Origin of the sequence: Nostoc punctiforme PCC 73102 (assembly GCF_000020025.1) — a bacterium.
Classification (GTDB): domain Bacteria; phylum Cyanobacteriota; class Cyanobacteriia; order Cyanobacteriales; family Nostocaceae; genus Nostoc; species Nostoc punctiforme.
On the sequence record NC_010628.1, the window covers coordinates 5515001 to 5540997 of the forward strand.

Genomic DNA, 25997 nt, shown 5'->3' on the forward strand with positions numbered 1-25997 from the left:
GCTTGACCACTCAATTCATTTGGTGTTTCACAATTTGCATTCACAAAAACAAATAGTTAGTTCTGCTTACCTCATCACTTTGCACTGATTTTACTCAGTACTCTAAGTCGAGGCACTCAGTACTAAGAATGTCTGTGTCTGCCTGCTAATTTCGCGTTTCTATGCAGTTTTCAAGGTTCTGGCTGAGATACAACTCAGCAGTCTGACACTAAAGTCATGTCATGTTGCTGAACTCTCAATATATTTTATCAATGGCAATCACCACAGGTGGAGGTTAGCGGACTCGAACCGCTGACATCCTGCTTGCAAAGCAGGCGCTCTACCAACTGAGCTAAACCCCCAGATACAATTAAAAATTGATAATTAAAAATTAAAAATTTATTTCATTTTCATTTTTAATTTTGCATTTTTAATTGATTCAAGTGGGCCATCCTGGACTCGAACCAGGGACCTCACCCTTATCAAGGGTGCGCTCTAACCACCTGAGCTAATAGCCCCTAAAAGAACCAAATCATAGTTTGAAAGCTTTTTACATTTTGCACATGTCTGCGACCGACCTAAGTTAGACCAACTTACTATCTATTTAACTGTGTGTTTTTCGATATGTAAAGGGTATAGGTCTCCCTAAAAAGGAGGTGATCCAGCCACACCTTCCGGTACGGCTACCTTGTTACGACTTCACCCCAGTCACCAGTCCTGCCTTAGGCATCCTCCTCCCCGAAAGGTTGGAGTAATGACTTCGGGCACTACCAGCTTCCATGGTGTGACGGGCGGTGTGTACAAGGCCCGGGAACGAATTCACTGCAGTATGCTGACCTGCAATTACTAGCGATTCCTCCTTCACGCAGGCGAGTTGCAGCCTGCGATCTGAACTGAGCTCCGGTTTACGGGATTTGCTTGCATTCGCATGCTTGCTGCCCTCTGTCCGGAGCATTGTAGTACGTGTGTAGCCCAAGGCGTAAGGGGCATGCTGACTTGACGTCATCCCCACCTTCCTCCGGTTTGTCACCGGCAGTCTCTCTAGAGTGCCCAACTTAATGCTGGCAACTAAAAACGAGGGTTGCGCTCGTTGCGGGACTTAACCCAACATCTCACGACACGAGCTGACGACAGCCATGCACCACCTGTGTTCGCGCTCCCGAAGGCACTCCCGGCTTTCACCAGGATTCGCGACATGTCAAGCCTTGGTAAGGTTCTTCGCGTTGCATCGAATTAAACCACATACTCCACCGCTTGTGCGGGCCCCCGTCAATTCCTTTGAGTTTCACCGTTGCCGGCGTACTCCCCAGGCGGGATACTTAACGCGTTAGCTACGGCACGGCTCGGGTCGATACAAGCCACGCCTAGTATCCATCGTTTACGGCTAGGACTACTGGGGTATCTAATCCCATTCGCTCCCCTAGCTTTCGTCCCTCAGTGTCAGTTACGGCCTAGCAGAGCGCCTTCGCCACCGGTGTTCTTCCTGATCTCTACGCATTTCACCGCTACACCAGGAATTCCCTCTGCCCCGAACGTACTCTAGCTATGTAGTTTCCACTGCTTGTATCTAGTTGAGCTAGACTCTTTAACAGCAGACTTACATTGCCACCTGCGGACGCTTTACGCCCAATCATTCCGGATAACGCTTGCATCCTCCGTATTACCGCGGCTGCTGGCACGGAGTTAGCCGATGCTTATTCCTCAGGTACCGTCATTGTGTTCTTCCCTGAGAAAAGAGGTTTACGACCCAAGAGCCTTCCTCCCTCACGCGGTATTGCTCCGTCAGGCTTTCGCCCATTGCGGAAAATTCCCCACTGCTGCCTCCCGTAGGAGTCTGGGCCGTGTCTCAGTCCCAGTGTGGCTGATCGTCCTCTCAGACCAGCTACTGATCGTCGCCTAGGTAGTCCATTACACTACCTACTAGCTAATCAGACGCGAGCTCATCTCTAGGCAGTTAACCTTTCACCTCTCGGCACATCCGGTATTAGCCACCGTTTCCAGTGGTTGTCCCAGACCTAGAGCCAGATTCTCACGCGTTACTCACCCGTCCGCCACTGTGTCCGAAGACACCGTTCGACTTGCATGTGTTAAGCATACCGCCAGCGTTCATCCTGAGCCAGGATCAAACTCTCCGTTTTGAATTGGAAAGCTTTATAGCTCAATTTAGCTGCTCTTTTTTAACTTCAGCTTAGTTATCTTTATTTTCTTGACGCAATACACTTGCTGTATAATTGCTTTCAAACTATAATATTTTCAAGGTTCGGTATCCCTTTTTGCAGGTCGCTTTTAAGCTCTCCGCTTCAGGCACTTATTCAATATAGCGAACACTTCTCCTTGTGTCAACTATTTTTCCAAAATTCTTTTGGACCGTTTCTTTGTCCCCTGAAACTCCCCACACCCACGGCTTCTAGGCAACAATGGTTTATGCATTGTCTTCAGTCACAAAGGGGGAAGCTTGAATTTTCAATCGGTAATAAGTTTATTGCATCACTTCTGGGGCACGCGCGGTTGTCTCATCGCCCAGCCCTACGATATTTATATACCTAATGTTGTAGTAATGTCGGTGGTGCATCTAAATATATATAGTTGTAGATAGTTGCTGGAGTATTAGGATTGCTGTTTGATTTTTGAAAAAGCTCTGTACACAGCGATCGCATCCATACTGTACTTACATTGCCGCACAAGTTCTATGGCTAAAATTTATACGTTTGCTAGGCAATTTGCTTGAGTATTGATAACTCATATCTCTTGCCAAAAGGCATCGCTCAATTTCACTCATTTCAGAATTTGGGCAACTTACAGCTATTATCTGACAAAAAATTAATATTGACTTAATACTAAAAATACTGTCTGCAATAAGCCGATAACAAAACCTAAAACACCACCTAAAGTCACAATGGCTTGCAATTCATTTTTGACAATTCCCTCGATAGCAGCTTCTAAATCAGCAGGTGAAGTTGATTTCACCCGGTCAACTATCACTTGATCTATGGATAAAATCGGAATCGCCTGTGCCACAATTATTTCTAAATCTTTTTCCAAATACTTGTCTAAAATTAGAGCCAACTCTTGACTCATCACTTCTAAAGAAGTACTGACAACCGATGAAGTACTAAGACGATTCAGTAGCACTACAGCAATATTTTCCCAATCAACAGAATCAGTTAATCCTTGTAAAAAATCGCTGCCACTATTTTGCAAATAATGGCGGACACTTTCGCGGGTAGTCTTTCGTAGTTGTCGCACCGTACCCATTGGCAAATTTTGTAATGATAAATTTTGCAGGAATTTCCTAATGCGCTCGCGTATTTGCAAATCTTGAGTCAATTCCTGCAAGCGATTATTGGTAGCTTCTTTCTCATCTAAGCAAAAAGTTCGTAGCCGTGTAAGAGTATTACGTAAGCCAAACAAATTTGCTACTACCCAATAAGTACCACTGGTTTTTTCACGGAACCCTTCATCAATAATTTGAATGGTGCGATCGGTCAAAAAATCAACTATCGCTTGGCGCAGCATATCCGGTGGTAAAACTACTTCTAACAACCAATCAGCAAGCCTTGTCGCTTGTTCTTCACTCAGTTGAAATTCCAGCAGTATCTGGTCAAAAATTTGATTGATCTGTGCTTCTAAAAAGTCTTCACGTCGCGCTAAAACTTTGAGTAACCGAGGTAAGGATTCCCCTAGCAAATCCCGCAAAATTCCCGCCACAATTTTGGCACTTTTCTCGTTTTTTTCTGTGTTGATTTGTTCAATCGCCAACCGCAACAACCAGAGAATTGCTGCTTGTACGCGTTCTGTTTGCAACAAACGTCGGGCCAAATTTTGCAATTCTTGTGGTGTCAACAGTGACCCCATAATGGTCTTGGAAATGTTCAAAGCTAGACGTTCCTGGTTGCGGGGAATCAAGCCAGGCGTGAAGGGTACTCTTCGTCCAGCAATGTAAATTGCTTGGTAAGGACGGAACAACATTTTGATGGCTATATCATTTGTAAAATAGCCAATAATTCCACCCAGTACCGGGGGAGACACATAAAGCCAAAGATGAGACCAGTCCACAGGATTTTGGATTTTGGATTTTGGATTTTGAATTCTAGATTAGAAATTAGGGATTGGGGATTGGTAATTGGCGGTTATTAGTTATGAGTTGTTTTTCTACTAACTAGTAACGATTTTCCATTAGCCATTACCTATTCCGCAGTCCCCAATCCAAAAGATGTTCTCAGACTCGCTTTAAGCGAAGCTATGCTATTGGCAAAGCCTCTCGTTCGCGTTAGCGTCTCTGAAAGAGAAGAGAAGGCTTTACGCCACGCTATCCCAAATCTAAAATCTAAAATTTGCTGACTACCAGCACTCCCATCATACCGTTCGCAATGGGGTAGTGTGTGGCAACAGCAAAACCAACTTGACGCGCTAACTCTATTTGCTCTTTGCCTATAGGAAAGCGGTCTAAGCTGGGACTGATGTAAGCATATTCTTCTTTTAACCCTAAATAATTGGCAACTGGCACCACGAAACTATTCAAATACAATTGCTGAAAGGCACGTAACTGAGGATTGCTCGGTCGATGAAAGTCCAAAATTGCAGCTTTAGCACCCGGTTTCAAAACACGGTGTAACTCTTGGAGACTGCGAGGAATATCTTTAACATTCCTTAAACCATAGCCCATTGTTGCGGCATCAAATTGGTTGTCGTCAAAGGGTAAATTTAGTACATCTGCTTCTACCCAGGCGATCGCCGGTTGAGGGTACTGCTTTTGGGAACGTTCTTTAGCTGTTTCTAGCAGGTTGCAGGAAAAATCCACTCCATATACATATCCTGTAGCTCCCACGCGCCTTGCCAAACGTAAGGCTAGATCGCCACTACCGCAGCACAAATCTAATGCAGTATTACCCGATTTAGCCGCACTCCATTTAACTGCCATTTCCTTCCAAATTCGATGCTGTCCCAAACTCAACCAATCGTTCAATTGGTCATAAACTGGAGCAATACGGTTAAAAATGGATTGAACTTCGTTAGTCATTGGGTATGGGGCATTGGGTATGGGGCATTAGTCATTGGTTATTGACAAATGACTAATGACTAATAACAACTACACAATGGTTTGATGGTATCCACTGCTAGTCAGAGCGATCGCTACCAGTTGTGCTGATAAATTAATTAGCATTAATTCATCTTCCCGCAAAGTGCAAGGTTGTTTCCACTGTAGCGATAATACGCCCAAAAGTTCATTATGGTAGCTAATTGGGATAACTAAATGTGCTTGCACACCAGTATTTTGATAGTGAGTAGCATCAATTAGTTTAGTGTCTTTAGGTACATTTAAAGAAACTTGCATTTGCCCAGTGGCGATCGCTTGCGTTGTTAATGGGTCTTGAGATAGCCAATTCTCTATTTTACCTGTATCGCTGTAAGTTCCTTGAGTCGCAATCAGAGTATTTCCATTTGTAAGTTGTAAAATACAGCCTTCTGTCCCAAAAGTCTCACTCACAGCCTTGGCGATTAGAGCGAGAGTTTCCTCTAAACTAGAAGCTGCTTGAGTTACCTGTACTAAAACACTCAACAGCGCCATTTGAGCATGAGCGCGGCGTAATTCTTCTGTACGTTGCTTGAGCAAGTCGTAGGTTTCTGCTGCTCTTTGCACTACTGCCTTTAGTTCTCCTGGGTCCCAAGGCTTGGTGATATATTTGTAGACTTGTCCAGCATTAATTGCCTCTACCAAGTCTTCAATATCAGTAAATCCAGTGAGAATTATCCTGACCGTATCGGGAAACTGAGGTACAGTTTTGCTCAGAAATTCAGTTCCTTTCATTTCTGGCATCCGTTGATCGGAGATAATTACAGCTACCTCCCCTTCTGCGGCCAAAACTTGTAGGGCGTTCACTCCACTATCAGCTTTCAGAACATTAAAGTCGCGTCGAAAGGTGCGATAAAGGAGATCGAGATTATCTGGCTCATCGTCAACTACCAAGATTTTCAGCTTTTTCGGCCGTTCGAGAGTCATTACTTGATATTGGACTTTATCAATTTCGACACTGGGATTATCCATAAGAAATTTCCTTTAAATATTCACTATCTTGTTATATTCCATACCAAGCTTAGTTGAGAATAGCTAAAAATTGTCAAGGGTTTATACGGAGCTATTTTGCATATTTTAAAACTATAAGAGTGAACTATACAGAGAAAATTTATTTGCCAAAATATCTGAATTAAGAAATATTACACCAGAAGAACCTACTAAATCAGCAGAACTATGGCGATTTTCATCATAATAGGACTTACGTAAAACTAATGCGGTAGGGGCAATAGCCCAACGAGGTGCTATCTGTAGCTTTCTTCCGCGCAGGGGTACGCTACCGCCAGTTCCTTGATACCGGGGAACCCGTCCACCCGATCGGCTCACGCTTTGCGTCTACATGAATTGCCCTAAGAAAAAAATAAGGGTTCAGCTAAAGTTTTGCATAGATTAAGGTAGGTTCACAAATCTCCTTTGGATACAACGGCGCACAGATGTGAGTAGTGCCACTCGTAGAATGGTTTGCAATTAGATGGGTTAAAATTCCAACCTACTGCCTCTTTCTGAACTCAAGGCAGTAGGTCTGAGTAATTCTATAGATTAGAATAAGACTTGCTCATGAGGTGTTAATCATCCTCTCAAGTTGAAGCTCGCATCCCGATTATGACTGATCTACCACCCAACGCTCAGAATCCCGAAGAAAATGCTACCAACGATGTAGCACAAGAGTTACTACGAAGACTGAGGCAAAAACAAGGCAACTGGGTGGAATGGGGAACGGCGATCGCCTCGTTGCTAAAAACCGGTTACAACCCCCAAGAAATTTTTGAGGCGACTGGATTTGAGCCAATTCAACAAAATCAGGTAGTTGTTGGTTCTCAAGTTTACAATTCTTTGGAAAACTCTGGAGTATCGGCAGAGACGCGATCGCACTATGCCACACGCGGCAGTGATGTTTTATACGAACTCCGTTTGCTCACCCAAGAAGAACGCGCCGCCGCTGCCGAACTGATCTTCTTCCACAATGTTGATGCTGATGAGGCACGGGATATAGCAAAAGCACTTAAAGAGTTCTCTTATTACCGCACTTTACCAGAAGGGTTTTCTGCCCATCCTGGAGATGCTGTTGCTCACCAAGTTTGGAAGCTGGCACGCCAAAATGCAGATTTACAACAGCGATCGCGCCTAATCGCCAAAGGTTTACGTTTTGCTCACACGCCAGCAGCAAGGCAAAAAATCGAACAACTACTGACTGATTTTACTACCGTTCCCCAGCGTCCAGCGCCAATTTTACCCTTTTACCGCCTGGAATTTGAAGAACAATTACCCCGAATTTTACCCGTAGTGGGTGAGCTGCCATTATCACGGCAAGATTTGCAAGCTGTGCCGATATTGACAGAAATTGAACCATTTCGTCTGGTTAAATTTTCTGGAGAGCAAGCTTGGGTTCCATTACCAGGTTGGCAAGTGCTGTTGGCGGCAGAAGATCCAGTTGTGATTTTAGCGAATAGCGATCGCTTTCCCATCCAAACCCAAAGCCAAGTGGGGCCCGTTGTAGTTGTGGTAGATCGTGCCAAACGAGAATGGGATGCCTCTAGCTATTTTGTTGTTGAAAATGGTGGTGAATTAGATTTTCAGTGGTTTGAAACTGAGCCAGAAATTCCTTTACTAGGACAAATTATTATCATTGTGCGTCCTAAGAAAATTCTGGATGAAGAATTAACTAAGGATTCCTGGCAGATTGATGAATAATTGAAGAAAAATTTAGAACAGAATTCTGAATTCTGTTCTGATAAACTTTCCTTTTACTATTCTAAATCTTTGCCATTAATAATTGTGCTGCTCATTTGTTCTCGCAAAATCGCAACTTGAGAAATCATAATTTTCTCTAGTCCCCCAGTTTCCATCGCTCCTATCCAACGAATCATTGATGAGAGAAATAATTCTTTGAGGTAGGCAAAAGAAAAGCCTTCTGTCAATGCAGCTATGTGACTTACAGCCTGCTCAGATAATCCCATTTCACTGTTTAATTTATCATTCCACAATCTGATGTAAGTTTCTCGTTCTGGAAACGCTGGCAGATCAAAATGATATTTCCGATCAAAGCGGCTGGGGCGATCGCTAATTGCTGAATCTAAACGTTCTGGATGATTAGTGGTTGCAAGAGTCACAATTCCCTCATTAGAAGCAAAGCCATCAAGTTCATTTAAAAAGAAAGAGCGGTTTTCATCATTTAATAGAGAATCAATATCTTCTAATACCAAAACACAAGGGGCAGATTGCCGTGCTTGTTTGAATACTTTACGGATATTGTCGCTATCAGTAGCATATTCAGACTTAAAACTTTTAACGTATAAGCAAGGCTGCTGCATTTGGTTAATCAACGCTTTCACTGTATGCGTTTTTCCATTTCCTGGTGAGCCAATAAACAAAATACCACGTTTCCAAAGAACGCTATAATTTGCGTAAGTTTCGCGGGAGGTAAAGAAATTTATTAGATCATCTTGAATATCTTGTTTAAGAGTTTTATGCAAAACTAGATTCTCAAAAGTTGAGCTTTGAATAGATTGAAAGAGTTCGGGGTTTTTATCCCAGTAACCATCTTCAAAAACTAAAAGCTCATCACGAATTTCTGAGTTCCACTCACAAACTGCGGCGAAAAACTTTTCAGCTACTTCTGAACTATCTGCCAAAATCCAAGAATAGCGAGTTTTACAATAACCTTCATTCCAACTCATTAAAACGACATCAAGTTTATTTCCTTGCCATGAAACTTGAAATCTGGCATTTTCATTATATTTGTAAATCTCGTTATCCATGCCATTCCAACCAGTAAGTATCTGGTTATGGATATGATTATCATATTTAATTTTGCAGAGATTTGCCTCAGCGTATTTTTCTAAATTGAAAGAACTATCATTACTTTCCAGCAATCCTTTTTTAGGATAAATAGCTGCTAGCTCATGACTAACATAATAGGAGATAGCATTATTAGATAAGCTAAGACCTTGTGTAATTATTTTTTGAATTTTCATGTTTATTTATTTTTTTGGTTAGTTAGAGCTTAGAAAGATATCAAATTAAGCTAATCTAACATTAAGATGGCTGAATTGTGAATTCTTGCTTAAAGAATTATTCTTCCAAATATAAAATTTGATATGTCAGACTCTAAATTTACTACTCCTGTGGCTCAAGAATCCCTCCACTCAGAATTGTCTGAGCGATCGCCTGTTCCTAACCTGGGGGAGAAGATTCTCGCAATCCGCAATAGTCTGCGCCCTGGACAACAACAAATGGCTGACTGGGGATCTGGCCCTTTGGCTATTTCTGCGGTTCCTGGCGCAGGCAAATCTACTGGGATGGCGGCGGCGGCAGCGATCGCGATCGCGCGTCAATACGAACGTTATGCCCAGTCGCGTCCATCCTCGCGTCGTCATTTGGTAGTCGTCACCTTTACTCGCTCTGCTGCTGCCAATATTAAAGCGAAGATCCGTAAATTCTTACGAGATGATTTATCTCTACCCCAGACAGGATTTTTTGTCTATACTCTACATGGTTTAGCGTTAAATATTGCTAGCCGCTATTCGGATTTATCCGGTTTGCAGTTAGAAAATGTCACATTAATTACACCAACTCAAAGTCATCGCTTTATCCGAAGCGCTGTAGAACAATGGATTGCGAATAATCCCGGAATATATTTGCGGTTATTAGAAGGTCATCAATTTGACGGAGAAGAGACAGAAAGGTTGCGTCGTCAATCGGTGCTACGAACAGAAGTATTGCCGGAATTGGCGAATACGGTAATTCATGAAGCAAAAAGTTCTGGGATATCGCCAGAAAAACTGCGGGAGTGGAGTAAACAAACCACAGACGAATATACAATTTTGAGCGTAGCAGCGGGATTGTATGAGCAATATCAAAACTTAATGCGATCGCGTGACTTCATCGATTACGACGATATGATTTTAGCCGCACTGCGCGTTTTAGAGAACGACAGCGCCCGTCGCATTGAGCAAAACCAAGTTTTCGCCGTCTTTGAAGACGAAGCCCAAGATTCTAGCCCACTACAGACGCAGTTATTAGAAATTTTGGCGAGTGATGGGTACAAAGGTGATAAATCCTCAATCCTAACTCCTCACTCTTCACTCAACTTGGTACGAGTTGGCGACCCAAACCAAGCAATTAACTCTACCTTTACCCCAGCCGATCCGATTTATTTCCGACACTTTTGCGAAGAGTGCGATCGCATCGAACGATTGGCAACGATGGATCAAGCTGGTCGCAGTACTAGAATTATCATTGAAGCTGCTAACTTTGCCCTAAAATGGATCAATAATCAATCCTTAGCAAAAACGAATAACGGACAACAGACTCCTGAAAACCGACAAGTACCATTTCGCTTACAGACAATTCGCCCTGTTGAAACAGGCGATCCACAAAAGAACGCCAACCCAGCACCGATCGGACAGGGATTAGAACTTTATACCCCGCGTGACATTCATCACACTGTTGAATTGTTATCTCAAAGAGTAATCGAGTTATTTGGCGAAGACCCAACACAAAATAGTGCAGCGATTTTAGTGCGAGAAAATCGCCAAGGACGATGGTTAGCAGAAGCTCTAGCACCTGTGTGCAAAGAGCATAATATTACACTTTACGATGTGGGAGAACGCGATCGCCGTTCCCATGTTCCCCAAGAGATTTTAGCATTGCTGCAATTTTGCGATCGCCCCCACTCCCCCGATTACCTGAAAGCTGCCTTAGAAGCATTAGTACAGCGCCAGTTAATTCCTACTCAAGACCTCAACGCCCTTGCAAGTCTACCAGAAGAATTTTTGTATCCTGGCCCTCTAGCAGCACCCCAGGCAGAAACAGTCCAAAAGGCTGCACGCTTATGTCGCAATTTACTTCGCGCCCGCTTGGAATTGCCCCTGTACCAGCTAATTTCCTTTCTTGCCTTGACTTTAAATTATGACCAGGCAGAATTAGCAACTGCTGACAAACTTGCAGAACGGGTAAACCAGCAGATAGCTGGCAATAGTTCAATGAGGGGAATGCTGTCAGCTTTAAGTGAAATCGTCAGTTCCGAACGGTTTGAACCAGTGGAAACCGAAGATTCGGAAGAACGTTACACTCGTCGCGGTCAACTGACCATTATTACCATGCACAAAGCCAAAGGGCTAGATTGGGACTATGTATTTCTTCCCTTTCTCCACGAAAACTTGATTCCTGGTAGATTTTGGGTTCCTCCCCAAAGCCAGTTTTTAGGTGATTTTACCTTATCAGAAGTAGCCCGCGCCCAAATTCGTGCTGCTCTCCACGGAGAATCCACCATACCAGATGTTACGCAAGCATGGGAACAAGCAAAGCATTTGAAAATATCAGAGGAATACCGTTTACTCTACGTTGCAATGACACGGGCCAAGCGTCTGGTATGGATGTCAGCAGCGCAGAAAGCCCCTTTTACTTGGAGTAAACCAGAGAATTTACAAGAACAAGCGCCTTGCCCAGTATTCCCAGCATTAAAGCGCCAATTTTCTGAATGTGTGGCGAATTTAGCGGTAATGGGTAAATAAGGGCGATCAAAATTTTTAAGAAATTGCAGGAATTTATAGTTACTAGCGATCGCAAATCCCAGAATATCTGTATAAAATAAATTACCTCTTGTGGAATTTGCCATTTGAAAATTGGTGTTATACATTGGTGTTCAGCTTTTAATAGGAAATTTATTTATCAATGAAAACCCAACAAATCAGTTCCACGACACTAGAAAATAGACCCAGCAAAACGAAAAAACAGTCTTTTCCTGGCATGAATATTGGTAGCCCTAAAGTACCATTCCGCCAATGCAAGAAAACAGCACAACAGCATGAATTACTTAGTGATTGGGAACACGCGAGTTAATGTAGTGACATAGCCTTATGCCAACTTCCAGTTATGATTTTGGCTTCTGTGCAACTCTCGGTATCCGATCGGGCATTAACTAAGAAAACATTGTAAATTAGGGGTGTAACGGATTTTTTCGGTCTATTGCCATAAGCCAACAATCTGAGTATTTCCCTTCATGGAGTTCATGGGCTGGCAATAACTTTAATTTCACAAAACCACATTTTTCATAGCAGCGAATGGCGCGAGGATTGCCAAGGTGCGGGTCTATGACAATTTTATGAGCTTGCAGATGTTCAAAAAGATAGGTGATAATTGCTGACAAAATTTTTGTACCAATTCCTTTATTCCAATAGTCGGTTTCACCTATGAACAAGTCAATTCCATAGACATAATCAGTTTGTTCGAGGTAATACAATTGCCTGTCAGTTTGGGATAAGTCATTGAGCGCACAATACTGCAAATAACCAATGGAAATATTTTGATAGTAGAATAAACACGGAACAACCGGATCATTTCCCTCGATCGCAGGTTTGTACGTTTCTATAATTCTTTCTAAATCAAAAAGATTATCTCTTCCTTCGTAAAATTTTAAAACTTGTTCATCAGTTAACCATTTTGCCATCAACTTATAATCATGCATTTCATCCTGCATTAGACGAATAGTTATTTCGTCTTGTTGAATTAACATATCCTGTGTAGATTTTCTAGGCCGTATTTAAATAATTATAGTTTGTTCAAAATGTTGATTATTTTGTAAAAATTATGAAAAAGCAAAAGGGAATTCCATACCTGCTTTGTAAAAATGGAATTCCCTTGAAATTTTGCCTTATCTCTACCAAAAGATACTTATGGCGAGCTTAAATTTACTCAATTACCACCAGACGTAACAGCTTTATTATGTATAGCAGTGTCTTCAGCCTTTCTCTGCCATTTGCCATCGCTGCCTGGTTCGTATTCATTCTTCACACTATTCCAAGCAATTTCACGCGCACCCTCTTCATTTGAACCATTACTTTGAGCAGCATTAAATGCAGCTAGAAAAATCTGCTGTGCGTGTTCGGGCAACTGTTCTCTAATTTCACCAGGCAATTCATTTATTGTTTTATCAGCCATAAACTTATCTCCAATTATTTCAACTTAGTTCATACTAAAAAACTAGCAGTATAATTTCCTCTTTCTAGAAGAATAGAAGTAAACAATCATACTTTTGGCTGAGTTAGGCAATTTTAAATCAGCGATGCAATGATATTGATACTCATGGCTAAAATGGTGGTATTGAAAAAGAAGGATAATATGCTATGTAACAGAGTCAAGCGCCTCATCTCGCGCGATCTCGTCTCCACATCTGAAACTTGACTTGTCATGCCAATTACAAATGAATAATATAAAAATTCCCAATAGTCTGGATAGTCGTTATTAGGAAAATCTAAACCTGCGGTAATTTCTTCACTGTGATTACGATTAATATATTTGTAATAGCTGTGTGCATATTGCACTGCAAACATCGTATGCACTAATAGCCAGGAACCGACAATGGTCATAATTGAAAGTATGACATGTAGGGTAAGCAGAGTTGCTGATAGCCCTTTTTTATCAGTTAGTAAAAACCCGATCGCTAAAACACTAGCACAAGCCGCAGCTATCACCAGCATGAATATAGCTAAATGTCCTTCATATTCATTCTCAGCATAACGGCGAATTTTTTCTGGGCTAGCCTCGATCATTTTCCACCAAGTTACGGCTAAGAAAAAGTCAGCACCAAAGTTCCAAACGCAGAGAATGCGAGTTGGTAAGTGCAGCCAACGTGGAAGTATTACTGAAATTAATACAGCGAGTGCAACAGCAATTATCAGTCTGGGTCGAGGGTCAAAGTTTTTAAATAAGTTAAGTTTCACAAATATTGCGATCGCAGATGTTATCCAAATTAGATTTAATTAATTTGTAATCTTTCTTAAAAGGCTACGGTGTAAACACAAGTAAGATCCAGAAAGCCCTCATGTAGAGACGCGATTTATCGCGTCTGAAAGACTGACATGTTAGAAAGACGCGATAAATCGCCGTCTCTACAAAGAATGTACTCCTCAATTATTCCTTGACAAACTACTATTTCCAACTTGTGTGTACACTGTAGCCTTTTAGAAGATAGGTTAAAATTTATTGCACCCAAACGAGAAGCTCTATAGTACTCAACTAATTACGTTAGCGTAGCGGGGCGTAGCCCATTACGAATTATTTCAACTTGGCTCTAATCGTCTCTATTCGTTGACGATTAACACCCAAATCGCTTTGACCTAAGCGTGAAGCGGAACGAACTTGGATCGTATTGGCATTTCGGTCTAGATAAAACTCTACATCATCTACAAATCCGAGTAAAGCACTTTTAAATTCTGCATATAAATAATCTTGGCTTTCGGTAATGATTTTGGTTCTTGGTAAGGACAGAATAATCTCTTTAAGATTAGCGTAGGCGAAGCCCGCCGCAGGCATCGCTTCTTGTGGGCTAGATGTAAAAGTCAATGGTGCAATTTTGTGGGCTGCATCTGCACTCTGACTGGAAACACAGTTAGGAGAGTTAGGGCAGGATGCTAATTTACCGTTGCTAACACCTAAATTATTCGGTCGTTTGCCAGCAAAAACCATAATTACGTCTCCAGGTAAGTAAAGAACTATACTCTCACACATTTACTTGAACCACTGTAATGCTTTGCGGCGATCGCATCTTCTGGCAAATGACAGATTCCTTAAAACATCAGTGATGCGTTCGCTCTATGATCCGGTAAGTATCGTCTAGGCGAAGACAGATTATGACGCAAACAATTTCAATCAACGACTCTGGGCGTTTGCAACTCACACCGCTAGAAATCCCATCCCGCCTACTGTTAGGGCCTGGGCCATCCAATGCCCATCCCACAGTTCTCCAAGCGATGAATACCTCACCCGTTGGGCATCTTGACCCAGCTTTTCTCGCCCTCATGGATGAAATTCAGTCGTTGCTACGCTACGTATGGCAAACAGAAAACCCACTCACCATTGCAGTCAGTGGTACGGGAACAGCCGCAATGGAAGCAACGATCGCTAATGCTGTTGAACCTGGTGATATAGTTTTGATTGGTGTGGCTGGTTACTTTGGTAATCGCCTCGTAGATATGGCTGGACGTTATGGTGCTGATGTCCGAAGCATTACCAAGCCTTGGGGACAAGTCTTCAATCTAGATGAACTCAAAACAGCTCTAGAAACTCATCGTCCGGCTATTTTGGCTCTAGTTCATGCCGAAACTTCCACCGGCGCACGGCAACCATTAGAAGGAGTTGCTGATTTGTGCCGTGAATTTGGCACTTTGCTGCTGGTGGATACTGTAACCAGTTTGGGTGGTGTTCCCTTATTTTTGGATGCTTGGGGAGTTGACTTAGCTTATAGTTGTAGCCAAAAAGGGTTAAGTTGTCCGCCTGGTGCTTCGCCTTTGACGATGAGTGCGCGTGCAGTTGAGAAATTGCAACAGCGCCAAAGTAAGGTTGCAAACTGGTATTTGGATATGTTGTTACTGGGTAAGTATTGGGGCGCTGAACGCACCTATCACCATACAGCACCGATTAATTTATATTATGCCTTGCGGGAAGCATTACGTTTGCTTGCAGAAGAGGGATTAGCAAACTCCTGGCAGAGGCATCAAAAAAACGTAGAGTATCTCTGGGAAGGGTTAGAGAATTTAGGACTGAGTATGCACGTTGAGCAGGAGTATAGACTACCAACACTTACTACCGTCCGCATTCCAGCAGGAGTAGATGGGAAAGCGATCGCACGGCAGTTACTCAATGAACATAATATTGAAATTGGCGGTGGTCTTGGCGAACTAGCAGGTCTTGTCTGGCGCGTGGGATTGATGGGCTTTAATAGTCGAAAGGAAAGTGTTGACCAACTTTTAGCAGCACTGCGGCAGGTTTTGCCTAAGTAGTTTCCTGTTGAAAATAGTGCGTTAACAGTAGCTTAACGCACTTGATCGGGCACTACAATTATTACCAATTACAAGAAGCAACCAAGTTAGCTACTATCTCAACTAGTTCGTCTGGATCAATTGGTTTAGATACATGAGTGTCAAAGCCGCCTTCCAAGGCACGGATACGAGCCTCAGGATCGGCATAAGCTGTTAAAGCAATAGCTGGGACTCGTCCACAATTATTCGATTTGAGCGCACGGAATTTACGGATGAAAGTGTAGCCATCCTCCCCAGGCAACCCAATATCAGAAATTAAAACATCGGGCTGTAATTCGGACAATACCTTGTGCGCCGCATCCGCTGATATTACTGGTATAACTCTTGCTCCATCCATTTCCAACACAGTAGTGATGAAAAAGCGAGTATCATTATCATCCTCAATTACCAGAATATCTAAACCAGCAAGAGTTCCAGAAGGTTCCATAAATGAAATTTTATCGTAAATTAAGGGTTTAAATCCCCATTTTGAAAATGTCTTTATGGTCTTTCCTACATGGCTTGAAAAGTCAGATACCTATCCCTAAAATAATTAATCATTCGTAATTACAAATTACGAATTGTTAACTAACTCCTCACTTGTCTAAAGTTCTTACACTCAGTACTTGGGGTGGTGTCGAATCTGGCGGATAAATCACATCTACCAGTACTATCCGTTTAGTGGAAGGTGGAAGTATAACTTGTACCAATGGTTCTAACACCTGACCAGTTCTGTGCCATAGATGTACGTAGCGGGTCTTGTGTTGACCTTGGTCATCGAAGTAACGCAGCCGCACCGTACCACGGAAGAAGGGAAAATCTAAGGATGGTTTGCGGAAACGTACACCACCTTGGGATAATTTATCTTCCTTCAAAGGTGTTTCTAAAGTAACGGTAACGGTCTGATTTTGGTTGGTATTGTTGCTTAAAGGTAAGGTGAGTTTATATTCCACCCCATAATTACCATGTGCTTCATAAGCCGTATCTGGATAACGTACCAGCATTTTAGCAGTTTGGATTTGTTGAGTGCCTAATCGACCACTCCGCAATGTGTCTAAAACATAAGAAATAGCTTTGCCACGCTGGGGAATAGTCAGATTGGTTTGGGGATTATCCACCAATTTTGCTTGCCACTGGGAACCTTGTGACACACCAGCTACACGCCCATAAATCAGTGCGCCACTGGTAGCATTTGGAGGAGTCGGGGTTTTATCTCGCGGGCCGGCAAAGTTCCCGTTATCTAGTAAAGCTTGCCATTCTCCAAGAGTGGGTGGGCGTTCTGTATTATCAGAATTTTTCTTGGCAAACATTGCTAAACTTGCTGCATAAACTCGATCGCTACTACGCAACCGCATAAAGCTAGAGCGACCATTCACAGGCTTTTCTAGATTTCGTACAGGAATCGGATGATTTAGTAACATCCGGCTTAGCCCTGGCGGAATTATCAGCTTTGCGGGGAAATCAGCTTGTCGAACACCCCGGAGTACATCACCAACAGCGCGATCGCCTGGCCCGGAGTAAGCTTTACCATCGTTATTTTCTATGTAGGGGCGTAAGGTAACAAAAGGCGCATCTTGCATCAAGTAACTCGCCGCTTGTAACACATCCACTGTTACAGGTTTTTTGCCAGGGTTATGCAGAATTACACCCAGGTATAGCGTTTGTAAATCCTTGGGAGTGTGCGTGTAGTGGTGAGCAAATAAGTCAAAGCGCCCCTTGAAGGGAAAATTCAGGTGCGCTGCTGCAACTTTTTTACCATTTGTAGGAAGGGTAGAAAGTAAAATTCCCTCGGTTTTGATCCATTCTGGGCTATTGCTGTTAAAAACAGGCGTTGTATCCAACTTACCTGGTAGAGCCAGAATTTCTCCTGGTTGCACGATTTCTTGGGGTGCTAGCTGAGGTGTTTGAGCGATCGCTGAATTCTTTTTATCTAGCGTGCATCCAAAGGTTTGAGTTATGGCAAGTCCTAATAGAAGTGTAAATACAGGTAGTGGTAATTTAGCCAGCATAAATTTGCGCGTCAATCACGCTGTAGTGTCAAATATAACAAGTTATTATTACAAGTTTCTAGAAACGGATTTCTGAAAATGCGTAGTATAGCCCGCACTTCGGCTGCGCTCAGTGACCACCGCAGGCATCGCTATGTATATAGCAAAACAGTTCAGTTAAAGCATTTCTTTATTCTCTCAGTGCCCTCTGCGTCTCTGTAGTAGCCTGCGGCAAGCCGCCCCGCGTCTACGTAAAAAAAAATTGACTAAAATAAAACTGTTGTATCTAGTATTCCTCACTAGCTCACTGCGAGAAAAAACCAACAAACAGTAGAGGCAAAAGTATTAGTAGGGACACAATTAATACGAGGGTTGCCGGCTCGATTTTAATCTGGTTCTTTTGTGGATCGCGCATTTGGCTTGCTCTCGAAAAATAAGTATATTAACTCAGCCTAAAGGATGTTTATTCCTTTTTCCAAGCCCAATCAGGTTGAAAAATGTAACTTTTTAGTAACTTTATCGCCCCATCAGCTTATTTCTTCCAAGGTAGTTTAGTTCCCATTTCAGTCAATGCAGAAAAGATGAGATAGAGGACGAGTAACCCAGCACCCGCAAAGAAAGCCAGTAAATCGTTATCCATAAATGCTGTTTGCTAAAACTTCGCTAATCATAGCGAAATCTACTAATCTTTAGCATTTTTCTGAGCCTGCAATCTTTGGTCTTGTGGATGCAAACTGTACCAGCCATACCAGTGACGAACTGCTAGCCAAACGGCTGAAAGTAAACCCGCTAGGCTGAGGGTGAGGCCGCTAAATGGTACTAATAATCCAAAAATTGGTAATACTGCTCCAGCAATAGTGCAGATAATAGCAGCCAGGGAAGCACTGCGACTGGCTCCCAATCCCCATGTCAAAAACAGTAAGATGATGGAAATTAACGTCCAAGCCAACTGAGCATTGATGACACGAGCCAGATAGGTCAAAATTAATAGACAAGCAAAGAAAATACTAGCAGCGATCGCAACATTTTTGAAACTCATTGGTAGTGATAAATATAACAACAACATCCACCACACAAATATTGCTGGTGCTAGCAATAAAAGACGCGGAATTACCCCCGTATGACGAATCGGTTCGGTGTTGGTAAACACTCCAAATGGATTTTTGACTGAAACATTCTCGTCAAATTTCCAAGTAAATTGCGTACTGCGTCCGTCAGATTTAATATCGTCAGGTTCAATACCACTGGCAAAATTAGCCGGAGCAAAGTTAGCAATTGCTATGAGGCGGAAGTTAGATAGGATTTGTCCCCCTGCACTATAAACCCAGCGAGGCCCGCCTCTAGCTTGATAGGTGACTCGAAAGGTAGTTTCTTCTCCTGGTTGCAGCCGGAAGGGAAAACCATAGTCTTCTGGATTGATTTGTTGCAATCTTGTCCCGTCACGCTCGATTTTGTAGCTAGAAAGCAGTGTGTAGCCGTTAGGTGGCGGTGCTTCAAAGAAAAAATTATTAATATCCTTGAGTTTATTAACTACTTTATAATCGGCAGTATAATCTGCCCGATAAATTGAGCTACGCCCTGGAATATCTACGTTTTGGTCAAGCTTGACTTGAATTTGCGAACCAGCCAAGCTCAAGAAGCGGTTAATTTGTCTTGTCTCATTTACCTTGACTATTTTGTTGCCAACTTGAGTGTTATATGAGTATGGCTCTTGAATAGAGTAGCGGACTTGGGGGGCAAGTTGTTCGAGCTTTTCACCTGCAACACTTTCAGCCACTTGAGCTACCTTTGCTTGTTCCCAATAGTGGTAGCGATTGCTTAAAGTTGAACAGAGAAAAAATCCTGGTACTAAGAGAACTAATACTAGAGTTAAATGCTGTAATCCACGCAATAGTTGAGAATAGCCAACAGCCCATTCACCGATAAATATAAGCTGTTCCGGCTGGCTGCGACGGAGAGAAAAACTTATCAGTGCGATCGCAACTCCTAAAGCTACGATCAAAAATACTAATAACAGTGAAGCTTTGAGCGCCTGGGTTCCAAATTGAACAAGCTCAATCGGATGCGTCAAATCAGGTAATCCGGGAATACCTTGAGCAGAAGATGACATTGGCTAAATTTTTGCAGAATTTGGAGAACCAGACCGATCAATTCGCTTAAAAGTTTCTGAATAATAGTTTTATTTAATACGCAGATATTTTCAAGAAGTACTGCTGAATTGCTCAATGGCAACTGAGAACTTACACAAAAATCTCTCAAATTCTTATTTATCTGTGTTCTCCGTAGCTCTGCGTTAGCCCGATGCAAGCCTTGTTGCATATAAGTTTTTCTGTTAATCATACTAAGTCTCATTAGTATCAACATCAAAAACTCGGCCATCATGACCGGGTTTTTGAGTGGAAACAGAGGCTATATTGCCTAAAGGTTAGTTATAGAAGTTCAGTATAAAATCGATGCTCTGATTAGGGATACCGCTTGACTGTTATCGATTTCGGAAAATTAGCTAAAAATTTTTGAGTAGTCTTCCTTTCTCTTCCAAGCAGCAACCGACTGGAAGCGCCAGAGTGTAGGATGGAGAAATATTTATTAATTTTCCGGCTTTTGCTGATGAATAATGGATTTAGTAGCTGGCAAGAATGGTTAACAGTATTTACTTATCTAGGTTTTACAGTCTTTATTATCTGGCGCGTATTTACCGCCGAGAAGAATTAAAAAAGCTGCATATCATTTCACCAGGGTCTTTTTGCTCAAAGGGTAAACGACCTCTATCTTGCTGAACCTTGACTCGTTCCCGGCAATTGTAAACCTCGGTGGGTCTTTTTACTCCATCTACACTAACGGTTGCTCTGTATTCCCAATAGTTTTTAGCACTTCGGTTAATGCTGAGAATGCAAATCTGGTGGTGTTGGCGTAGCCCGTTGTAGAAATCGTAATTGCGGCATACAGATGCAAAAGCTGGATGTGCTACGGATAAATTTAGTATCAATAGCAACATAAATATTCCTACTTTTATTTTATTCATAAAAAATTATTTAACATTCGGAACTCCGTAAAATAAAATACCAGCTATAGGAGAGTCCTATAGACAATTTGTATTGAGCAGAAAAGTCTCAAACTTGATGCTGTTCATGTACCATACCCTAATACCAATTCGTAATATCCTGCGGGAAGCCGGACTTCGTGCGTCTACGTAATTGAGAAAGTCAGATTACATCTGGCTGGGTTTCCACCATTTGTATCTGTAGTCTTATTTTGGAGAATTGATATAACAATAATTTGCAAAAAAAAGCCAGTCTTAAGGACGATAAAATTGCGACTAAAAACAAATTTTGAGCAATCTCAGATTGCACGCTGTTGTGCGGCGGTGCTGCTTTTCGGTCAAGTGTGGCTACATTTTATCCAGGGAAAAACTTACTACCACAAAATCATGCAACATTTGGTGACTGCTGGACCCGGTTCTATCTCTCCAGTTCTCCTGGTTAGCGGTTTTGCAGGAATGATTTTTACTATTCAGACGGCAAGAGAATTAGTCCGGTTTGGGGCTGAAAATGCTGTGGGAGGTGCTTTTGCTTTAGCTTTTTGTAGAGAATTGGCTCCAATTTTAACCGCTAGTATTATGGCAGGACAAGTGGGTTCTGCTTTTGCAGCAGAAATAGGTGCAATGCGTGTAACTGAGCAAATTGATGCACTTTATATGCTCAAAACTGACCCCATTGATTATCTAGTACTTCCTAGAGTAATCGCTTGTTGTTTGATGGTACCTTTGATGACGATTTTGGCTTTAGTTACTGGCATTATCGGCGGAGTTTTTGCCGGATCGTACTTTTACAAAATTATTCCCGAAACATTTTTAGAATCAGTCAGAAATTTTTTAGAACCATCAGATTTGTTTATTATTTTGCTAAAAGGGTTTATTTTTGGTGTGCTGGTTGCTGTCATCGGCTGTAGTTGGGGTTTAACTACTAAGGGGGGAGCTAAGGAAGTAGGAGAATCGGCAACAAAGGCAGTTGTTACTAGTTGGGTATCCATTTTTATCATGGATTTTTTCCTTTCTCTACTACTATTTGACCAGCCTGCATTTTGAAGGGGGCACGGGGAAGGGAGCAGGGGGAAGGGGACAGGACAGTAAAATTAGTGGTAACAGAGCTTGTCTATTCGCATAGCGTCCCATAGGGAAGTACAGTTTTCCTCCTGCCTCCTGCCTTCATTTATAAATCTTTAGGTAAGAAATATCAGTTCTAAAGCTTTGGTGGAGCCCACCACAGATATCCCTAATTTTTTTGAATATACTTCATAATTTTATCAGAACGTGGGAATATATTAACTCGTAAATTAGCGCACCTAAAGCTAAACCTGCAAATGAAAAGATAGATGCAGTAAAAAAAGCTAGCCCTTCTCTAAGACCTGCTCTTTGGAAATCTATCCTGACTAATATAGTTGCCGAAATGATAAGTAAAGTATCAAGAAATACCCGAAACCAGGCAATCATCAGAAAAAATAAGAAAGCTGCTAAGACGGCAACGCCAAAAGACCTGATGTTTGATTTAAGCAAAATACTGAAGTAATAGGTCATTTTCGGCCAAGGAGTGGTCAACGTCACTATTAAAAGCAAGATTGCAACCACAGTCAGCACCCACACAAACAGAGGAGCGTGTGTTTCAGATATTACCCAGCCCAAGGTACTGTAACTAAGCAGTACTAACGCCAGGGACACCCAAGGAACTCTTTTAAAAATTGGCATGGGTTAATATTCCTAGTACAAGGTCAAGGTATTATTCCATTATTAAATTTTATTAGGAATGCGCTTTGATTTTTGTTCGTGCAGTGTGGTGTAGCCATACTTACTTGGCTTAAGAGGCAACGGGAAAAAAGGCTCTTTGAGTTGCACTTAGCTTCGCAAAAATCAAAAATAACTCTTATAGAAGGCAGATTATTATAACTATTGATTAATAGCTAAACAATCATTTTCTGCCCACCAAGCGTAGATGGGCGTGTCGCTGCCTGGTAAAGCACCAAAAGTATTAGGTTGCAATACATTTATCCTAATACCATTTGTTAATTCCACAACATAATTAACGTGTGTGCCCAAATACATAACATTAATAAGTCGCCCTTCAAAGCAGTTAGCTGGCAAATTGGGTGGATAAAGCGAAAGCTGTATTTTTTCTGGGCGCACGCTCACTACTACCGCTTGTGATAATTGAGATGGTGTATCTTCAGCCCGGCTAATGATAATTGAGAGCCCTGTTTTTGTGGAAATTTTAATACTAGAGGAGTCTACCGCTACGATTTCACCACTGAATAAATTAGTATCGCCAATAAAATCAGCAACAAAAGATGTCTGGGGACGTTCGTAAATTTGGCTGGGAGTGCCAACTTGTTCAATTTTGCCTTGGTTCATGACGGCAATGCGATCGCTCAAAGATAATGCTTCTTCTTGGTCGTGTGTCACCATCACAAAGGTTACTCCCAAGTCTTTGTGTAAATTTGATAACTCAATTTGCATCTCTTTACGTAGTTTTAAATCTAACGCCCCTAAAGGTTCATCTAGTAATACGACGGTGGGACGGTTGACTAAAGCCCTTGCTAAGGCGACTCGTTGCTGTTGACCACCAGAAAGTTGACTAGGAAAGCGCGATCGCAAACTTTCCATTTTCACTAACTTTAAAGCTTCTTGAACTCTAATTTCAATTTCCGATTTGTGGATTTTTTTTAACCGTAGTCCAAAGGCGATGTTATCCCAGACATTCAAGTGATTGAATAGAGCGTAACTTTGAAATACAGTATTGACGGGTCGGCGGTAAGGCGGCACATTAGTCATAGACTGACCCTGAATCAACACTTTGCCAGCATCAGCGATTTCAAAGCCAGCAATTAAACGTAGTGTTGTTGTTTTGCCACAACCGGAGGGGCCTAAAATACTAAAAAATTCTCCTTGCCTGACATCTAAGTCTATTCCGTGTACTGCTGGTTCTTGGTTAAAAAACTTGAACACGTTACGCAGTTCAACATCAAGTGGCTGAAAAGTTGTTATCCCCCTCTGATTCTGCATGACAATTTGAGCCATAATCCTTAGTAGAATGCCGTGATCTTACGTAACTTTGTCAGTAGTCTATTGGGCAGACTATATTTGACACTTTGGTTTATTGTATCCGCCAAAAACAATTGTTCAAGAATATACTTGCCCGATTTCTTCATACCCAGTCTTGGGCATGAGTTTAGGGTAATTGTATACAGATAATACCGCTCTTAGAATCATTCTTTGTCTTATGTCTTTATTCCCATCAATTGGCAGCAAAAAAGATACACGTACAGTTGGACGTGGTTTTCAATCAATATTTTTAATCGTATTTACCCTCTTAATGACCACTGGGATTGAGGCTCGTTTGGCCTATTTGCAAATTGTTGAAGGTCCAAAACTCCGAGAACGAGCCGAAGCGAACCGGATTCGGATGATTGCTAAACAACCAGAACGGGGTAATATTTTTGACCGCAACGGTAAGCTTTTAGCCAGTACTCGCTATCCTAGTTCTGTATATTTGTGGCCGATGGCACATACTAAGCCTTCTTGGTCTGTAGTTGGCCCACGTCTAGCGCAAATTCTCAACATTCCGCAAGATGAGATGGAAAAGAAATTAGAACAAGCAGGTGCTAATTCTTCTTCACTCATCCGAATTGCTCGCGATCTCAATGAAGCAGAAATTACGGCGCTTAAGGAGTATAAAAATGAACTTCCAGAAGTGGAGATTAATACAGATTCTGTACGTTATTATCCTCATGGGAAGCAATTGGCTCATGTATTAGGCTATACGCGAGAGTTGACCGCCGACCAGTTAAAGGATAAGAAGCAGGAAGGCTACCGACTGGGGGATGTAATCGGTCAGATGGGGGTGGAAAGAGCTTATGAGAAAGTGCTACGAGGCGAATGGGGTGGTCAACAGGTGGAAGTGGATGGTGCGGGTAGACCAATCCGAGTTGTGGGCGAGAAACAGGCAAAGGCTGGTAACGATTTGCATCTGACCATAGATTTGGATGTGCAACAGGCAGCAGAAAAAGCTTTAGGAAATCAACGAGGTGCGATCGCAGCACTCGATCCAAATAACGGTGCTGTTTTAGCGCTGGTATCTTACCCCACCTTTGATCCGAATATCTTCTCAAAACAAAAACTTTCCCAGAAAGATTGGGAAAGCTTGCAAGGTAAAGATCATCCCTTGGTCAATCGGGCTTTGAGTGCCTTTCCACCTGCCAGTACTTTCAAAATTGTCACCACGACAGCCGGACTGGAATCAGGTGAATTCTCTCCTGGCTCAATATTACAGACCTTTGGTTCTCTGACCGTTGGTGGTGTGACTTTTGGTGAGTGGAACCACGCTGGATTCGGGCCATTAGGATTTCCGAGAGCGTTGGCTATGAGTAGTGATACTTTCTTCTATCAAGTTGGCAGAAAAGTTGGTGGCCCAACTTTAATCCAATGGAGCCGCAAATACGGATTTGGTCAAAGAACTGGCATTGAATTTCCTAACGAAGAATCAATAGGCTTGGTTCCAGATGAAATATGGAAGCAGAAAGTTTTGAAGACACCTTGGACTGTAGGCGACACCATTAATATGTCAATTGGTCAAGGCGCTTTGCAAGTGACACCCCTACAATCGGCAATTATGTTTTCTGTCCCTGCGAATGGTGGGTATCGCGTTCAACCGCATTTGCTCAAAGACAACGAAGAAGCAAAAAGTTGGCGAGAATCTTTAAATATGAAGCCGGAAACTATCAAAGTTCTCCGCGATGGACTGCGGAAGGTAGTGAGTGAGGGTACTGGTAAGCGCTTGGACGTGCCGACAATTGCCCCAGCTTCTGGAAAGAGTGGCACTGCTGAAGCTGGTGTTGGTCGCCCAAATCATACTTGGTTTGGTGCTTATGCCCCTAGTAATAAGCCGGAAATCGTGGTTGTGGCCTTTGGTGAAAACTCTGGCGAACACGGCGGTACTGTTTGTGGACCAATGGTTTTACAAGTGCTAGAAGCTTATTTTCAGCACAAGTATCCAGGTAAGTATAAAAAACCTCAGCCCGATCCATCAGAAGCAAAAACTCAGAATTCAGGACATGGCACTGGAGATTAGTGCCGCAGAGCGGAATTAAAAATTAAAAGTGACGCTCGCA

The 25997-nt window shown here is 42.3% G+C and carries 22 protein-coding genes, 2 tRNA genes and 2 rRNA genes (1 of these 26 cut by a window edge); 6 read left to right on the forward strand and 20 right to left on the reverse strand.

Translation table 11 applies throughout. The annotated features are described in order from the left end of the window. The 9 genes from NPUN_RS22375 to NPUN_RS22410 form a co-directional block, all read right to left on the reverse strand. Positions 1 to 8: ribosomal RNA gene (locus tag NPUN_RS22375) — 23S ribosomal RNA — on the reverse strand (it extends 2882 nt beyond the left edge of the window). 260 nt (positions 9 to 268) lie between these two features. Then, positions 269 to 341 (reverse strand) — tRNA-Ala (locus NPUN_RS22380). An 82-nt stretch (positions 342 to 423) separates the two neighbouring features. Beyond that, positions 424 to 497 (reverse strand) — tRNA-Ile (locus tag NPUN_RS22385). 131 nt (positions 498 to 628) lie between these two features. After that, positions 629 to 2117, reverse strand: a 16S ribosomal RNA gene (locus NPUN_RS22390). Together the 16S and 23S rRNA genes with 2 tRNA genes alongside form the textbook arrangement of a ribosomal RNA operon. Before the next feature lie 405 nt (positions 2118 to 2522). Next, on the reverse strand, positions 2523 to 2663 hold the full coding sequence (locus NPUN_RS43545) for a hypothetical protein (RefSeq protein ID WP_234711173.1): 141 nt from the start codon (positions 2661 to 2663) through the stop codon (positions 2523 to 2525). Positions 2664 to 2799: 136 nt separating this feature from the next. Then, a complete protein-coding gene (locus tag NPUN_RS22395; protein ID WP_012410762.1) occupies positions 2800 to 4035 on the reverse strand; it encodes a DUF445 domain-containing protein in 1236 nt (411 codons plus the stop codon). A 271-nt stretch (positions 4036 to 4306) separates the two neighbouring features. Then, positions 4307 to 4999: a bifunctional demethylmenaquinone methyltransferase/2-methoxy-6-polyprenyl-1,4-benzoquinol methylase UbiE gene (gene ubiE / locus NPUN_RS22400; protein ID WP_012410763.1), complete on the reverse strand. Its 693-nt coding sequence runs from the start codon at positions 4997 to 4999 to the stop codon at positions 4307 to 4309. A gap of 69 nt (positions 5000 to 5068) precedes the next feature. After that, positions 5069 to 6025 (reverse strand): response regulator, encoded by a 957-nt coding sequence (locus tag NPUN_RS22405; protein ID WP_012410764.1) that lies wholly within the window; start codon positions 6023 to 6025, stop codon positions 5069 to 5071. A 111-nt stretch (positions 6026 to 6136) separates the two neighbouring features. Then, positions 6137 to 6379, reverse strand: coding sequence for a hypothetical protein (locus tag NPUN_RS22410; RefSeq protein WP_012410765.1), 243 nt, complete (start codon positions 6377 to 6379; stop codon positions 6137 to 6139). Positions 6380 to 6655: 276 nt separating this feature from the next. On the opposite strand from NPUN_RS22410, the gene NPUN_RS22415 reads away from it, so the two are divergent. Further along, entirely contained in the window at positions 6656 to 7744 is a 1089-nt protein-coding gene (locus NPUN_RS22415; protein WP_012410766.1) for a RuBisCO accumulation factor 1, read from the forward strand. 56 nt (positions 7745 to 7800) lie between these two features. Here the strand turns inward: NPUN_RS22415 and NPUN_RS22420 are convergent, their stop codons facing one another. Continuing rightward, positions 7801 to 9027, reverse strand: a complete 1227-nt coding sequence (locus NPUN_RS22420; protein ID WP_012410767.1) for an AAA family ATPase — start codon at positions 9025 to 9027, stop codon at positions 7801 to 7803. 123 nt (positions 9028 to 9150) lie between these two features. On the opposite strand from NPUN_RS22420, the gene NPUN_RS22425 reads away from it, so the two are divergent. Beyond that, positions 9151 to 11568, forward strand: coding sequence for an ATP-dependent helicase (locus tag NPUN_RS22425; RefSeq protein WP_012410768.1), 2418 nt, complete (start codon positions 9151 to 9153; stop codon positions 11566 to 11568). Positions 11569 to 11728: 160 nt separating this feature from the next. Continuing rightward, on the forward strand, positions 11729 to 11896 hold the full coding sequence (locus tag NPUN_RS42075) for a hypothetical protein (protein WP_012410769.1): 168 nt from the start codon (positions 11729 to 11731) through the stop codon (positions 11894 to 11896). Positions 11897 to 11993: 97 nt separating this feature from the next. On the opposite strand, the gene NPUN_RS22430 is transcribed toward NPUN_RS42075, so the two are convergent. The 4 genes from NPUN_RS22430 to NPUN_RS22445 form a co-directional block, all read right to left on the reverse strand. After that, positions 11994 to 12569, reverse strand: coding sequence for a GNAT family N-acetyltransferase (locus tag NPUN_RS22430; protein WP_012410770.1), 576 nt, complete (start codon positions 12567 to 12569; stop codon positions 11994 to 11996). A gap of 179 nt (positions 12570 to 12748) precedes the next feature. Continuing rightward, complete coding sequence (locus NPUN_RS22435; RefSeq protein WP_012410771.1) at positions 12749 to 12994, reverse strand: ChaB family protein; 246 nt, start codon at positions 12992 to 12994, stop codon at positions 12749 to 12751. A gap of 113 nt (positions 12995 to 13107) precedes the next feature. Next, a complete protein-coding gene (locus NPUN_RS22440; RefSeq protein ID WP_041565561.1) occupies positions 13108 to 13776 on the reverse strand; it encodes a DUF1345 domain-containing protein in 669 nt (222 codons plus the stop codon). A gap of 334 nt (positions 13777 to 14110) precedes the next feature. Then, entirely contained in the window at positions 14111 to 14521 is a 411-nt protein-coding gene (locus tag NPUN_RS22445) for a DUF1499 domain-containing protein (protein WP_012410773.1), read from the reverse strand. 164 nt (positions 14522 to 14685) lie between these two features. Here NPUN_RS22445 and NPUN_RS22450 point away from each other — a divergent pair, with 164 nt between their 5' ends. After that, positions 14686 to 15834, forward strand: a complete 1149-nt coding sequence (locus NPUN_RS22450) for an alanine--glyoxylate aminotransferase family protein (RefSeq protein ID WP_012410774.1) — start codon at positions 14686 to 14688, stop codon at positions 15832 to 15834. A 61-nt stretch (positions 15835 to 15895) separates the two neighbouring features. Here the strand turns inward: NPUN_RS22450 and NPUN_RS22455 are convergent, their stop codons facing one another. The 4 genes from NPUN_RS22455 to NPUN_RS22475 all read right to left on the reverse strand — a co-directional run bounded on the left by NPUN_RS22455 (position 15896) and on the right by NPUN_RS22475 (position 20835). Continuing rightward, positions 15896 to 16300, reverse strand: coding sequence for a response regulator (locus tag NPUN_RS22455; protein WP_012410775.1), 405 nt, complete (start codon positions 16298 to 16300; stop codon positions 15896 to 15898). A 148-nt stretch (positions 16301 to 16448) separates the two neighbouring features. Continuing rightward, a complete protein-coding gene (locus NPUN_RS22460; RefSeq protein WP_012410776.1) occupies positions 16449 to 17861 on the reverse strand; it encodes a DUF3370 domain-containing protein in 1413 nt (470 codons plus the stop codon). Between the two features lie 661 nt (positions 17862 to 18522). Then, positions 18523 to 19950, reverse strand: a complete 1428-nt coding sequence (locus NPUN_RS22465; RefSeq protein ID WP_012410777.1) for a hypothetical protein — start codon at positions 19948 to 19950, stop codon at positions 18523 to 18525. Positions 19951 to 20532: 582 nt separating this feature from the next. After that, positions 20533 to 20835, reverse strand: a complete 303-nt coding sequence (locus tag NPUN_RS22475) for a hypothetical protein (RefSeq protein WP_234710964.1) — start codon at positions 20833 to 20835, stop codon at positions 20533 to 20535. Between the two features lie 315 nt (positions 20836 to 21150). Between NPUN_RS22475 and NPUN_RS22480 the strand changes: the two genes are divergently transcribed. Then, the gene (locus NPUN_RS22480; protein WP_041565564.1) at positions 21151 to 21924 is read left to right on the forward strand and encodes an MlaE family ABC transporter permease; all 774 of its coding nucleotides are present in this window, start codon (positions 21151 to 21153) and stop codon (positions 21922 to 21924) included. A gap of 207 nt (positions 21925 to 22131) precedes the next feature. On the opposite strand, the gene NPUN_RS22485 is transcribed toward NPUN_RS22480, so the two are convergent. Further along, positions 22132 to 22581: a hypothetical protein gene (locus tag NPUN_RS22485; RefSeq protein WP_012410779.1), complete on the reverse strand. Its 450-nt coding sequence runs from the start codon at positions 22579 to 22581 to the stop codon at positions 22132 to 22134. A 198-nt stretch (positions 22582 to 22779) separates the two neighbouring features. Next, entirely contained in the window at positions 22780 to 23907 is a 1128-nt protein-coding gene (locus NPUN_RS22490; RefSeq protein WP_041565565.1) for an ABC transporter ATP-binding protein, read from the reverse strand. Positions 23908 to 24109: 202 nt separating this feature from the next. On the opposite strand from NPUN_RS22490, the gene mrdA reads away from it, so the two are divergent. Continuing rightward, positions 24110 to 25957, forward strand: a complete 1848-nt coding sequence (gene mrdA, locus NPUN_RS22495; protein WP_012410781.1) for a penicillin-binding protein 2 — start codon at positions 24110 to 24112, stop codon at positions 25955 to 25957. Positions 25958 to 25997 lie beyond the last annotated feature (40 nt).